Source organism: Psychrobacillus sp. (assembly GCF_032154225.1).
In the GTDB taxonomy this organism is placed as follows: Bacteria; Bacillota; Bacilli; order Bacillales_A; family Planococcaceae; genus Psychrobacillus.
Map to the genome: position 1 here is coordinate 17,914 of NZ_JALDYF010000001.1, position 13,266 is coordinate 31,179.

Consider the following 13,266-nt stretch of genomic DNA (forward strand, 5'->3'; position numbering starts at 1 on the left):
ACATCCCTCACTTAATCCAACTAGAAGCGAGTTCTAATACTAGTTTTTTCTCTTGCTCATCTTCTAATTTTTCGGCAATCGCATATTCAATCGCTCTTATAGGGTCCATATATTGCGCAAGCTCTACTGCATAAAACAAACTTCGTATTGAAGCCGCTTCTTCCGACAATAAACCTTGTTTTACTTGCTCTATTAAATCTTCTGCCAAATGAAGCATAACGGCCTTTAATTCATTTGATGCAGCAGGGAAAAGCTCCTCCAAAAGCGTAGCAAGTAACTCCCCTGCTATATACGGAACACTAAAAGATACAAAGCGGTTTTTTAATGCTTCATTCATCGGAGTAGTTCCAATATATCCTTCATTAATAGCTGCAATAACAGAAAAGTCTGGATGAGCCATAATAACTTCTCCTGTAAATGGATTCGTCAACATTCTCCTATGGTCTAAAACACTATGTAGAATAGGCAATGTCTCCGATTTCGCCATATTTATCTCATCGATATATAAAATATGTCCTTGCTTCATCGCATTGATCACTGGACCTTCGACAAACTCAATTGAATTTACACCTTCATGTAAAACAATCGTTTTAAACCCTAACAATGCTTCTGCGTCTAAATCTACCGAACAATTTATACTTTGAACTGGCTGAGAAAAGAACTGCGATACAGTTTCCGCAAGCTTTGTTTTTCCCGCGCCTGTAGGACCTTTTAAAAGTACCGGTTTTTTCAATGAAACAGCAATCAGTACATCGTTCAATAAATGTTCGTTCGGAGATAAGTAACCACCATTACCTATTAATCGCTCATCTTCCTCACTATGTACTCTTGCTAAACGGATCTTTTGTTCCTCTATAATTAATTCATTCATTTTCTAGTCTCCTTATGAAAAAAAACCGATGAGTTATCATCGGTTTTTATTGGAAATATTCTTTGTAATAGCCGCCGACTTTTCCTGTATTGTCGATAACAAATAAAAATTCTTCCGTTTCATTTTTCACTTCATATGTTTTCCCAACAGTTAGTACATTGCTTACTAAGAATTTTTTTGCATCTGTATGTACACAAGAAACTGTTTTAATAGTTGGCGCTGTCGCCCAATTTAAATGGATCATGTAACCACTTCCTTTACTAATAGTATACGTTTTTCCAAACTAAATTTCAATGCAATCAAAATCAAAAAAATGCAGACATTCAACTAAATGAATATCTGCATTTATATTAATTAAGAATTTAACATTAAATCTTCTGGGTTTTCAAGAAGTTCCTTAACCATTTTTAAGAATCCTACAGAATCTTTTCCATCGATTACACGGTGATCATAGGAAAGTGCAACATACATCATTGGACGAATTTGAATCTCTTCTCCAACTGCGATTGGACGTTTTTGGATTGTATGCATTCCTAAAATACCAACTTGAGTACCATTTAAAATTGGAGTAGATAATAATGAACCGAATACTCCACCGTTCGTAATCGTAAATGAACCACCTGACATATCAGAAAGAGCTAATTTGTTATCTCTCGCTTTTTTAGCAAGTTCTCCAATATTACCCTCAATCGCAGCGAAATTTTTGCGGTCAGCGTCACGAACGATTGGCACTACTAAACCACCATCTGTAGATACAGCAATACCGATATCAAAGAAGTTGTTTTTCACAATTTCATCCCCATCGATTTGTGAGTTAACGTATGGATATTTTTTAAGTGCTGCAACTACAGCTTTTGTAAAGAATGACATGAATCCAAGGCGTACATCGTTTTGCTCAAAGAATTGATCTTTTTTGCGAGAACGTAAAGCCATCACATTTGTCATATCAATTTCATTGAAAGTTGTTAACATTGCAGTGTTTTGTTTTACTTCTAACAAACGTGTAGCAATTGTTTGACGACGACGAGACATTTTCTCACGAGTTGTACGGCCATCATCTACTTTTGGTGTTGTAGCAGCTGGTGCAGGTGTCGCTGCTTTAGCTGGTGCAGTACCATGTGCACTAACGTCTTGAACACGTACGCGTCCCATTGGATCAACTGGTGAAATTTCACTTAAGTTAATACCTTTTTCGCGCGCTAACTTACGTGCTGCTGGGCTTGCAATTGTACGGTCTTGTTCAGATGTATTTTCTACAGCTACTGGTGCTGCTGGTGGAGTTTCTACTGCTGCAGGAGCTGTTGGAGCTGCCGCTACTGGTGCTGCTGGTGCACCTGATCCCGCTCCAACGATTGCAATAACTTGACCTACTAGAACCGTGTCGCCTTCTGCCGCTAATAACTCGCTAACAACTCCAGCTTCTTCCGAAATAACTTCTACGTTTACTTTATCTGTTTCAAGTTCAACGATAAACTCACCTTTTTCAATTGTATCGCCTGGTTTTTTCAACCATTGTGCAATCGTACCTTCTGTAATCGATTCTGCTAATTCTGGAACTATAATTTCTGCCACTTGAATATCCTCCTCTAATCTAACCTTGCTTATATACTTTTAACTGCTTCTTCAATAATGCGTGTTTGTTCTACTTTGTAAGTTTCTCCATCGCCCTCTGCTGGACTAGAACGATGAATTCTACCAACATACTTCACATCTTTATCATTTGCTAACTCAAGTAAATATGGAAGAGCAAAACTCCAAGACCCCATATTTTGAGGTTCTTCTTGTGCCCATGCAAGCTCTTTTACGTTAGGGTAGCGATCTAAAATAGATTGAATTTTTTCTGCTGGGAACGGATATAGCTGTTCAACGCGAACAATGTGTAAATGATCATATCCTGCACCATCTTTTACTTTGTCTGCAAGATCGATAGCCATCTTACCACTAGCAAACACAATTTTTTCTACTTTTTTCTTGTTCGCACCTAAGCCTGGTTGTTCTACAATCGTGTTAAACTGACCAGTTGTAAGTTCAGCAACATCAGCTCCAACTAGTGGATGACGCAATAGTGATTTAGGTGAAACAATCAATAACGGACGAATTGCCTCTTCTTTTAACATTTTAGCTTGTCTGCGTAAAATATGGTAATAGTTAGCTGCACTTGAAAGATTCGCAACTGTCCAGTTGTTTTCCGCTGCAAGTTGTAAATAGCGCTCTAAACGTGCACTTGAATGCTCTGGCCCTTGACCTTCCGCAGCGTGCGGTAATAACATTACAAGGCCTGATTTTAAGCCCCATTTAGAACGAGCTGCACTGATGAAGTTATCAAACATTACTTGTGCCATATTCGCGAAGTCACCATATTGCGCTTCCCAAATAGATAATGAATTATTATCCTCTAAATTATAGCCAAACTCATATCCTAAAATAGCAGCTTCTGTTAATGGACTATTATGCACAACAAAAGAAGCTTTTGAATTGCTAATATGGTGAATTGGTGTTAACTCCGCGCCAGTTACTTCATCATGCATAACTAAATGTCTATGCGAGAAAGTTCCACGTTGAGCATCTTGTCCAGTTAAGCGAATAGAATTACCATCTTGCAGAATAGTAGCAAATGCTAGTGTTTCTGCATGACCCCAATCTAATTTTCCTTTTCCTTTAAAAGGCTCTTGACGACGTTTTAAGATTTTTTCTAGCTTTTTAAATGGGCTAAATTCAGTCGGCCAAGTTAAAAGCTCTTCGTTAATCTTAGCTAAAACGTTTTCTGGAACTCCTGTTTGTATTTCAGGGAATCCGTTTAATACTGCTTCTGGTATAACGATTTCATGTGCAGTAGCTGATGGAAGTTCTTTTACACGATCGTACGCTTCCTGCATGCCGTTAAAAATAGATTCATCCAGTTTTTTCACATCATCTTGTTCCAATAGTTTCGAATCTACTAGTTGTTGACCATAAATTTCACGCACTGTTGGATGCTTGTGAATGATATGATACATCGTCGGATTCGTTACTAATGGTTCATCCATTTCGTTATGTCCATATCGACGGTATCCAAGAAGATCAATAACGATATCTTTACCGAATTTTTGACGGTACTCATGTGCAAATTTTGCAACAGCAAGCACAGCTTCAGGATCATCTGCATTTACGTGAACGACTGGCACTTCAAAGCCTTTAGCTGGGTCTGAAGAATAATGAGTCGAACGTGAATCGTAATATTCCGTTGTAAACCCAATCATATTATTCGCAATAATATGGATGGAACCACCTGTTTGGAAACCACGTACTCGACTATAGTTAAGAAGTTCTGTTACAACACCTTGACCCGGGAATGCTGCATCTCCATGGATTAGAATTGCAAATGCTGCATTTTTGTCTTGCACTGGGTATCCTGCTTCGCCCGTTGTTTCTTGGGCCGCACGAGTTTGTCCTGTTACGATTGGACTTACAACTTCTAAATGAGATGGGTTATAAGCAAGTTTCACAGTTAAGCCTGATTGTGAACGGAAAGATGCACCACTATGGTACTTCACATCTCCATACCATCCCTTAGACACTTCTAATGAACCATCTTTAGGTAGGAAAGAATCGTTAGGCACATGTGCAAAGTCTGCAAACATCATTTCATATGGCTTATTTAAAACATGCGTTAATACATTTAGACGACCACGGTGAGCCATCCCGATATTCACTTGCTTTGTATTTGTTTTATCTGATTGACGAACTAATTCATCAATTAATACGACTAATGTATCTAGACCTTCTATTGAGAAACGTTTTGCACCTACAAATGTACGGTGGATGAATTTTTCAAACCCTTCAATTTGCGTTAAACGTTTGAGTAGCTCTTGCTTTTCTTGCGTTGTTAGGTTTTCTTTAATAGCGCCTTTTTCAATTTTATTTTGTAACCACGTGCGCTCATCTGCATTCACAACATGTGCAATTTCAAAGGCAATTTTATCTGTGTAAACAGATTTTAAATGTGCAATTGCTTGAAGGCCATTTGTGATATTTCCTGGTGCATTTGAGATAAGTAGTGAAACTGGTACTTCTCTTAAATCCTGTTCCGTTAACCCGAAAGTTTTTGGATCGACTTTTTCTTCTTCTTTTGGACGATCATTAAGAGGATAAATACTTGCTGCAAGATGTCCATTCGCACGAATTGCATCCGCAAGCTGAATAGCACGAATAATTTTATCCATGTTATTCGGAGCTATAGTCGAGTCCGAATAATTTACACTCGGTGGGGAAGAACTGCTAACGGTAGGTGCACCGTATTGTTGAAATAAACTTACTAACTCGCTATCAACTTCTTCAGGAGATTGTAAGAATAAATCATATTGTTCCATTACATATCCAAGGTTAGGTCCAGAAAAAGCTAACCAAGGCGATTCATTGTTCGACATTTAGGAAAACCTCCAACATTTTTTGCCAATTGGCATACGAATAAATAATTAAATAAGTGAAATAAAAGCAAACATTTTTATATATACACTAAATGTACACATATACAGTTTACCACTCTTTAAGAAGGACTTAAAGCCTCTATCCTTAAAGAACAATTTTTCCATATCTATCTTACTACTTCAGGAAATAAATACAATGCTTTTCGACAAATTAAAAATGAATATTCATTTTTATTGAAAAATCGAAACAAAGGGGAACTCTAACTGGAATATTGTTCCCTTTCCTTCTATGCTATCTATTTCCACAATTCCCTCATACTCAGCAACTAACATTCGCACAATACTTAGTCCTAGACCAGAACCACCTCTACTCTTTGTCCTCGATGTTTCGACTGTGTAAAAGCGATCAAATACTTTCGGAAGATGCTCTGGTGGTATACCTATTCCGTTGTCCTCCAATGTAATTGCAATGCTTTGTTGCTTTTTCGTTGCAGTTATTTGAATATATGGGGTTTTATCATTATATTTAATAGCATTTTCAATTAAATTTCTGAAAATTTGCTCAAGAGCTGTATGTGGAACAGCAACTACAGCAGTTTCTACTGCGCTTATATCGATGCTTACAATAGGATTTAACGATACAAATTCTTTTTTTATTGTTGTTAGTACGTCCACTATATTTGTAGCTACTTCATTTTTCGCATTTTCACTTCTTGCGAGCTTTAGCATTTCCTCAATTAATTTCTTCATCTTTTGTATTTCATTCAAAGAAATTTCCAATGAATCTGCTAACACTTCTTTTTCATTTTTCCCCCAGCGATTCAGTAAGGACAAATGCCCCTCCACAACTTGCACAGGAGTTCTTAGTTCATGCGAAATATTATAGATAAAATCATCTTGCCTTTTGATTGTTTCAGACACTTCATTCATTAACTGCTTGTATATGACTAAAAGCTCTCCAATTTCATCTTCCTTCGAATACTGAAAACTAACTTCTTTCGAGAATTTTGATTGTTTTGCGTGCTGCATTTCATTTCTAAGTTCTTTTAATGGTTTCAATAAAACCGAAGATAATGTATACCCAATAAGGGCAGAAAGCACTAAAGAAATGACAGCAAAAATAAACATAGCCGATAATATATATTTCATCAAACGAGAAAAGTTATCTAAACTATGGGAGATTTCTACATACCCTATAAATGTGCCGAATTGGATTTCTGCAACTTTATGAAATGATAGCTGATTATCTATTATGCTTCGCTTAAAATCAGTCGAGAATTCTTTTGAAAACGGCGGGAAATTGCTTGCATCATTAATACGAAGTACTTCTATTCCATCTGTGTTCATCAAACGAACAGACTGCTCTTGGTTAACAATTTGGTTAAGTAAAGTGGTATTTCTTTTAATATCTTGTATCGTAATAATCGGTCCTTTAGATTCAAAAAACAAAACAAGCTCATTTAGCGTATTTTGTGCCGTTTTCTTTTCCGAAATAAGCATCCAGTTGTAAATAGAAAAGTATAGGATGATAGACATAATAAGAAAACTTAAAAAAATTGAAATGGCCGAGCTATACGTCCATTTCTTTTGCAAAGTCCAATTTTTCATTCTCTCATCACGTACCCAACCCCTCTAACTGTTTCAATAATACGCGCAATTTCTTCCGGCAGTTTTTTTCTAAGATGGCGAATATAAACATCTACAACATTTGTCTCAATTTCCGCTTCGAAGCCCCACACATTTTCTAAAATAGCATCTCTCGTTAAAACGATGTTTTGATTTTCCATCAGGTAAACTAACATGTCGAATTCTGTTTTTGTTAGTTCTATTTTTTTCGTCCCATAAAATACTTGATGGGCATTTTTATCAATGACAAACTCATTTATTTTCAGCGTAGCACTCACATCTATTGTTCCGTCCACTCTTCTGAAAACAGCTCGAATTCTCGCTAGTAATTCTTCAATGGCGAAAGGTTTTACGACATAATCATCTGCCCCTGCTTCAAGGCCAGATACTCGGTCGATAATCGCATCACGAGCTGTGATCAAAATAATAGGCGTATTTTGTTGTTTTCTTATCCGTCTACAAATCTCTAACCCATTTAAACTAGGCAGCATGACATCAATTAAAAGTAAGTCATAATGATTAGATAAAGCTGTCTCATATCCTTCTCTTCCATCATGTACAACAGAAACTTGAAAATTTTCGTGCTTCAGTTCCAATTCAACGAACTTCGCAATATTCACTTCATCTTCTATAAGTAGTATATGACGATTCATCTAAATTCACTTCCTCATTATTACTTACCTCGTAAGAACGCTCGAGTAAATATAATTATTTTTGCCATAACTCTTTGCCGTATATAACGCTTGATCTGCTCTATCTACTAATTCATCTACTGTCTTGCCATCATTCGGATAAACGGAAATTCCAATAGACGAGGTCGGAGTAAACAAATGATCGTTAATCATCCATCCAATTTGCAACTCATTTCGAAGATCCATAATCGCTTTCTCCACCTTGTTGCTTATACCATTTACATAATCATCTATTTGCTCGACAATCATGATAAATTCATCTCCACCAACTCGATAAATCGTATGCTCATAATCGACTGCTTTTTGCATACATTCACCAAATTTAAATAAAAACTGATCTCCAACATCATGCCCAAATTGATCATTAACCAACTTAAAATCATCACCATCTATATAAATCAAAGCAAAATTTGGATATGAATCACTGACAGATTCTATATTTCTAGATACACTATCATGCAATGATCGTCGATTACATAAGCCAGTTAAACTATCATGATAAGCCATATGTATTAGTCGCTCTTCTAATGCTTTCTTTTCTGTAATCTCTCTTGAAACGATTACATACCATTTTTCTTGTTCTCCGTCGACATCTCGTTGCACTGTTGTGACGGAGGTATCCGTCCAAATAATGTCTTGATGTTTAGATTTCATCAATAATTCCGTTCGAAATACTTTATTTTCATGAACATTTGGGATACTATCATCATTACTAAGATCAAAGTTCTCATCTGACGCTAGCTGAAAATAATAGGTACCAAGCAATTCTTCTTTGTCATAATGCAAAACTGATTCATGACTTGGAGAGGAATAAAGGACATAACCTTCCTCGTCTGTTATAGCAATCAAATCATTTGAGTAGTCTGTTATTAATTCGAATGTTCTTTCGATATTACGAAGTTCACCCAATACTCGATTCTTTTCTGTAATATCAAATTGTATCGTTAAGTATTTGTCAATATCGCCATTTTCGTTTTTGATTGGAACAATATTCGCGTTGACCCAGTAAAAAGAACCATTTTTAGTACGATTTCGAATTTGACCACGCCATATGTTCCCGCTTTTTATGGTGTTCCACATATCTTCAAAAAAAGAGGCATCGTGATAATTCGAATCAATCATTCGAAAAGTTCTTCCGATTAACTCATGTTCTTCAAAATAAGAAGTCGCCAAAAAAACGTTATTGACCATTTCAATAATGCCATCTTTGTTTGTCATTGCTACTAATGCTGCATCATTAATCCCTTTTTTATAACTTTCCAGAATATATGTAGCATCTTTCATTTCTTGTGTACGAGAAACTTCTCTTGTCGTTGCTAATATATATTCTATTCCGTCCTCAAAAATAGGAATTGCAGTTGTTTCATTCACATATGATTCATTACAAAGAGAAAAATGATCTTGATAGAAAACAGATTTCTTCATATGTATCGCACGATTATAGTTTTCAATGATCGTTTTATAGCTAAACTCATCTAGACATTGCTCAAGCGTACGCCCTAATGGACATTCTTCAAAAATTTCATTCGATTTTTTATTAACATATTGATATACAAATGTGTCTCCAGTTTTTCTCATGAAAAACACATAATCTTCAGCTAAATCATATAATAATTTGAATTGGTTCGATGTAATTAATTTTTCTACCATAATTTTTAACGTTCCCCTTCAGCTACTTATGTATGTCTCTTAATCATATTTATTAAATGGAAAAGATACAAGTCTTTAAGCACGTTTTATAAAAATAATTCTTTACAAAAAATTAATAAATATTGTACTATATTTATCTATGCAAAATAGATAAAACTTAGTATATTAATAATGCAAATAATTTTATAAGACAAAGTTCGCTTTGTCGAGGGAAGGCAAATGGTGCGCCACCAGTTTTGAGCTGGTTCTAGTAGGTTCGATTCCTACCCCGAAATTTTTTATGCAATACGAAGTGAAAAATTTCAGGGGAACTAGAATGACTATGCTCATATTTGGTTCTTTTAAAGGGGCGCTTTTTTTGATTAAAAAACGAGAATTACAAGAATGTACATCGCTTTACGAACTAATGGCAGAACCAAGTGTTATGAAATACGTTCGGTATAAAGCGGATTCTGCTGATGAATATTGGTTTATGACGAGACAGTTAATGGAAGAGGAAGAAAAAGGCTTAGCAATAACAAGAACAATCATTAGTGATTTTGGTCAACCAATAGGTACGATCAACTTGTTTGATATAGAAGACGGAGCTGGATTTCTCGGCACATGGATCGGTAAGCCGTTCCAAGGACTTGGATACAATAAAAAAGCGAAAGAACAATTTCTAGAAGAGTTGTTTTTCGAATTGGACATTCATTCCGTATTTTTACGTATTCGAAAAACGAATGTGCAAAGCATCCGCGCAACCGAAAAACTCCGTTATGCACAAAACGCTAACACAACACACCCTTCTATTTATGAAGCGATTAACAAAGAGGACGACATATTCGACCTTTACCATATTTCTAAAGACTTATTCCATTTTGTCATGCTACAAGAAAATAACGTTGAAGAACAGGCAATGTGATCTGTAAAAAAGCTTCCGTCAAACGTTTCATTTGACGGAAGCTTCTTATTTTTTGTATGTTAGCAAAACTTCCGTAAATTGGTCTGGCGTTTTAGAAGGAGTTGCATTATATTGTTGTTCTAATATTTCTTCCTTATTGTTTACTAATGCAGTTACTGATTCCATAAACGTTATCGAAGTTAAATTTTCTTCTGTTAGTACAGTTGCATACCCTTTTTGTTCAAAGTAGTTTGCATTTAACACCTGATCTCCTCTGCTAGCTTGGAGAGACAAAGGAATTAGTAGCATTGGTTTTTTTAGCTCTAAAAACTCAAAAATCGAATTGGACCCCGCTCTGCTTATTACATAATTCGACATTTTCAACAAATGAGGCAATTCATTCGTTACATATTCAAATGCAATATAATTCGGTTTTTTAACAAATGTTGGATTTAAATTTCCTTTTCCACAAAGGTGAATAATTTGATATTTTCTCGTCAGTTCATCGATGTTTTCAAGAATTGCTTCATTTATTTTTGCAGCACCTTGGCTTCCACCCATAATGATAATCGTTTCTTTGCTTGCGTCAAAGCCTGTCAGTTGCTCTGCTATTTTGTCGTCCCCTTGAAATAAGTCTGGGCGAATAATAGCGCCAATGGCAGATGCTTTTTCACTCGGCAAATATTTGATCGTTTCTTCAAACACTGTAAATATATGACCAGCAAAAGAAGAGGCTATTTTATTTGCTAATCCTGGTGTTAAATCTGATTCATGGATCACTACCGGAATATTTGCAAGTTTAGCCGCTAATACGACAGGAACGGAAACAAATCCACCTTTAGAAAATACTAGAGAGGGTTTCGTTTTTCTCAGTACATTTAGCGCCTGAAGTGTGCCGTACATTACTTTAAATGGGTCCGAAAAGTTTTTTACGGAAAAATATCTTCTTAGCTTTCCATTTGAAATAGCGTGGTAAGGAATTTTAGGGAAGTTATCTTGGATTAATGTCTTTTCTATTCCATCATGTGAACCAATATAATGTACGTTATACCCTTTTTTCATTAACTCTGGAATAATCGCTTGGTTTAACGAAACATGACCAGCCGTTCCTCCACCTGTTAATACAATTGTGTTATTATTCATTCATAATCTCCTAACTTATATAAAACTTCACGTCTGTGGATTATCCTATTTCTTGAAAATTTGTGCTAATAGGAAAAAACGAATATCCTTTAATACTTAAACACTCGTTTTCGACTTGCATTACTTCCTCATTCGTACTTTACATATAATGCGTCTTAATGGTAGTTTCCACTACAGGGGTGGACGCTTTCCGCGGGCGTTGCCTCTTTCGCTTCAATCCAATGGAGGTTGCTACTTACTTAGAATGGAAGCGATATTTCATAGAAAAGCGAACGAATGAATAGTTTTCCAGCTAAATACGAAGTGTGGCAAATATTTAGGTAAATTCAACTAGACAAGTATTGAATAAGTGCAAATTAATCGTCACTTTTATAGATAAGTCCAAATCTCCATGAATAATAACCTATATAAAAAGCGAAACACTTGATGCCGTAGCGCGTCGGGCCGCATGAGCCGAAGTATGAGACCCACTTGGGCGCAGCACAAGTTGGCTCATGCAAGGTGCGGCAAGCGCGAAGGCATAGTGGCTATTTTTTAAGACACACTTTATGTAGAAAACGAACGGAAATACAAAATTGATTAAAATAGTTAATCAACAGGCGTGATAAAACTTTAAAGGATGTGCTCAAATGCACGAAACTACAACTCTCACGAATAAAAGCGTTCATATGATCAAAATTGTACTACCTATTTTAATAACACAAGTTGCTCTTTATTTAATGACTTTTTTCGACGTCTTAATGACTAGTAAATATAGTATTCATCATTTAGCAGGTGTTTCGATTGGCTCCTCTATTTGGCTTCCTGTATACACCGCGTTAACTGGTATATTAATAGGAATTACGCCAATTGTAGCACAATTAATGGGCGCAAAAAAGGAGAAAGATGTACGTACCTTTGTACAGCAAGGATTTTTTATAGCAATTGGATTAGCATTCATTGTTTTTCTAGGTATTTTATTGTTCATAGATCCTTTGTTAAATCTTATACCCCTTGAAGATAGTGTACGCATTGTTGCGAAGAAATATTTGTATATGATGAGTATTGGACTTATACCACTATTTCTATATAGCGTACTTCGATCATTTATCGATGCATTAGGACGCACACGCGTTTCGATGTTCATCACATTGCTATCTGCACCAATTAATATTGCGCTCAATTATGTGTTCATTTACGGAAAGTTTGGTATTCCCGCAATGGGTGGGGTTGGAGCGGGCCTTGCTTCTGCACTTACTTACTGGTTAATTCTCTTCATCGCTATTATCATTGTTTTACGTATGAAGCCTTTTGCTGAACTTTCGATATTTAGCAGCTGGAGTAAACCTTCTCTAGTGAAAATTGGTGCGCTAACAAAAATTGGTGTCCCAATTGGCTTATCTCTTTTTGCAGAAACAACGATTTTTTCTGCGGTTACGATACTCATGAGTACTTATTCTACGCAAGTTATTTCCGCTCATCAAATTGCGATGAATTTTACTTCCCTTCTATATATGGTTCCGTTGAGTATCGCGATGGGTGCAACTATTCTTATCGGGCATGAAGTCGGAGCAAAACGGTACAAGGATGCGAGGGTCTATAGTTGGTTAAGCGTTGCAACAGCTATCTTCTTTAGTTTTATATCCTCGTCTATCCTATTATTGTTTAGAGAGCAAATAGCGTCTATTTATACTGCTGATCAAGCTGTTATTACATTAACCGTACAATTCTTTTTCTTTGCTGCATTGTTTCAGCTTTCAGATGCGATTCAAGCGCCAGTTCAAGGGGCACTGCGAGGGTATAAAGACGTTACCGTTACATTTATCATGGCCATTGTTTCTTATTGGATAATCGGCTTACCAACAGGATATATATTAGCAAATTACACTTCGTTCGAGCGTTTTGGCTATTGGATTGGATTAATTGTCGGACTTACAGTAGGTGCAATTACGCTTGGGATTAGACTTGTATACTTGCATAAAAAAATAGCAAAAAACGACACATTGTGATTTGCGT

Annotated in this window: 10 protein-coding genes; 2 read left to right on the plus strand and 8 right to left on the minus strand. The window is 36.1% G+C overall.

The window, feature by feature from the left end:
* Positions 1 to 7: 7 nt before the first annotated feature.
* The 7 genes from RUH95_RS00125 to RUH95_RS00155 all read right to left on the minus strand — a co-directional run bounded on the left by RUH95_RS00125 (position 8) and on the right by RUH95_RS00155 (position 9,245).
* Complete coding sequence (locus tag RUH95_RS00125; RefSeq protein WP_313890782.1) at positions 8 to 871, minus strand: AAA family ATPase; 864 nt, start codon at positions 869 to 871, stop codon at positions 8 to 10.
* 46 nt (positions 872 to 917) lie between these two features.
* Complete coding sequence (locus RUH95_RS00130) at positions 918 to 1,115, minus strand: DUF6501 family protein (RefSeq protein WP_313890783.1); 198 nt, start codon at positions 1,113 to 1,115, stop codon at positions 918 to 920.
* Positions 1,116 to 1,225: 110 nt separating this feature from the next.
* Positions 1,226 to 2,443, minus strand: a complete 1,218-nt coding sequence (gene odhB, locus RUH95_RS00135; protein ID WP_313890784.1) for a 2-oxoglutarate dehydrogenase complex dihydrolipoyllysine-residue succinyltransferase — start codon at positions 2,441 to 2,443, stop codon at positions 1,226 to 1,228.
* A gap of 29 nt (positions 2,444 to 2,472) precedes the next feature.
* A complete protein-coding gene (locus RUH95_RS00140) occupies positions 2,473 to 5,277 on the minus strand; it encodes a 2-oxoglutarate dehydrogenase E1 component (protein ID WP_313890785.1) in 2,805 nt (934 codons plus the stop codon).
* A gap of 231 nt (positions 5,278 to 5,508) precedes the next feature.
* Complete coding sequence (locus tag RUH95_RS00145) at positions 5,509 to 6,885, minus strand: HAMP domain-containing sensor histidine kinase (RefSeq protein WP_313890786.1); 1,377 nt, start codon at positions 6,883 to 6,885, stop codon at positions 5,509 to 5,511.
* On the minus strand, positions 6,882 to 7,556 hold the full coding sequence (locus tag RUH95_RS00150; RefSeq protein ID WP_313890787.1) for a response regulator transcription factor: 675 nt from the start codon (positions 7,554 to 7,556) through the stop codon (positions 6,882 to 6,884). Before RUH95_RS00150 ends, RUH95_RS00145 begins: the two co-directional genes overlap by 4 nt.
* A gap of 24 nt (positions 7,557 to 7,580) precedes the next feature.
* On the minus strand, positions 7,581 to 9,245 hold the full coding sequence (locus RUH95_RS00155) for a diguanylate cyclase domain-containing protein (RefSeq protein WP_313890788.1): 1,665 nt from the start codon (positions 9,243 to 9,245) through the stop codon (positions 7,581 to 7,583).
* Between the two features lie 358 nt (positions 9,246 to 9,603).
* Here RUH95_RS00155 and RUH95_RS00160 point away from each other — a divergent pair, with 358 nt between their 5' ends.
* On the plus strand, positions 9,604 to 10,149 hold the full coding sequence (locus RUH95_RS00160; protein WP_313890789.1) for a GNAT family N-acetyltransferase: 546 nt from the start codon (positions 9,604 to 9,606) through the stop codon (positions 10,147 to 10,149).
* Between the two features lie 45 nt (positions 10,150 to 10,194).
* Here RUH95_RS00160 and RUH95_RS00165 read toward each other — a convergent pair whose 3' ends face one another.
* Positions 10,195 to 11,271, minus strand: coding sequence for an undecaprenyldiphospho-muramoylpentapeptide beta-N-acetylglucosaminyltransferase (locus RUH95_RS00165; protein WP_313890790.1), 1,077 nt, complete (start codon positions 11,269 to 11,271; stop codon positions 10,195 to 10,197).
* Positions 11,272 to 11,900: 629 nt separating this feature from the next.
* Between RUH95_RS00165 and RUH95_RS00170 the strand changes: the two genes are divergently transcribed.
* Complete coding sequence (locus tag RUH95_RS00170) at positions 11,901 to 13,259, plus strand: MATE family efflux transporter (protein ID WP_313890791.1); 1,359 nt, start codon at positions 11,901 to 11,903, stop codon at positions 13,257 to 13,259.
* Positions 13,260 to 13,266 lie beyond the last annotated feature (7 nt).

Coding starts and splice junctions, on each gene's coding strand:
- RUH95_RS00145 (WP_313890786.1), bottom strand. CDS start 6,885: ATGAAAAATTGGACTTTGCAAAAGAAATGGACGTATAGCTCGGCCATT.
- RUH95_RS00150 (WP_313890787.1), bottom strand. CDS start 7,556: ATGAATCGTCATATACTACTTATAGAAGATGAAGTGAATATTGCGAAG.
- RUH95_RS00130 (WP_313890783.1), bottom strand. CDS start 1,115: ATGATCCATTTAAATTGGGCGACAGCGCCAACTATTAAAACAGTTTCT.
- RUH95_RS00155 (WP_313890788.1), bottom strand. CDS start 9,245: ATGGTAGAAAAATTAATTACATCGAACCAATTCAAATTATTATATGAT.
- RUH95_RS00165 (WP_313890790.1), bottom strand. CDS start 11,271: ATGAATAATAACACAATTGTATTAACAGGTGGAGGAACGGCTGGTCAT.
- RUH95_RS00125 (WP_313890782.1), bottom strand. CDS start 871: ATGAATGAATTAATTATAGAGGAACAAAAGATCCGTTTAGCAAGAGTA.
- RUH95_RS00140 (WP_313890785.1), bottom strand. CDS start 5,277: ATGTCGAACAATGAATCGCCTTGGTTAGCTTTTTCTGGACCTAACCTT.
- RUH95_RS00170 (WP_313890791.1), top strand. CDS start 11,901: ATGCACGAAACTACAACTCTCACGAATAAAAGCGTTCATATGATCAAA.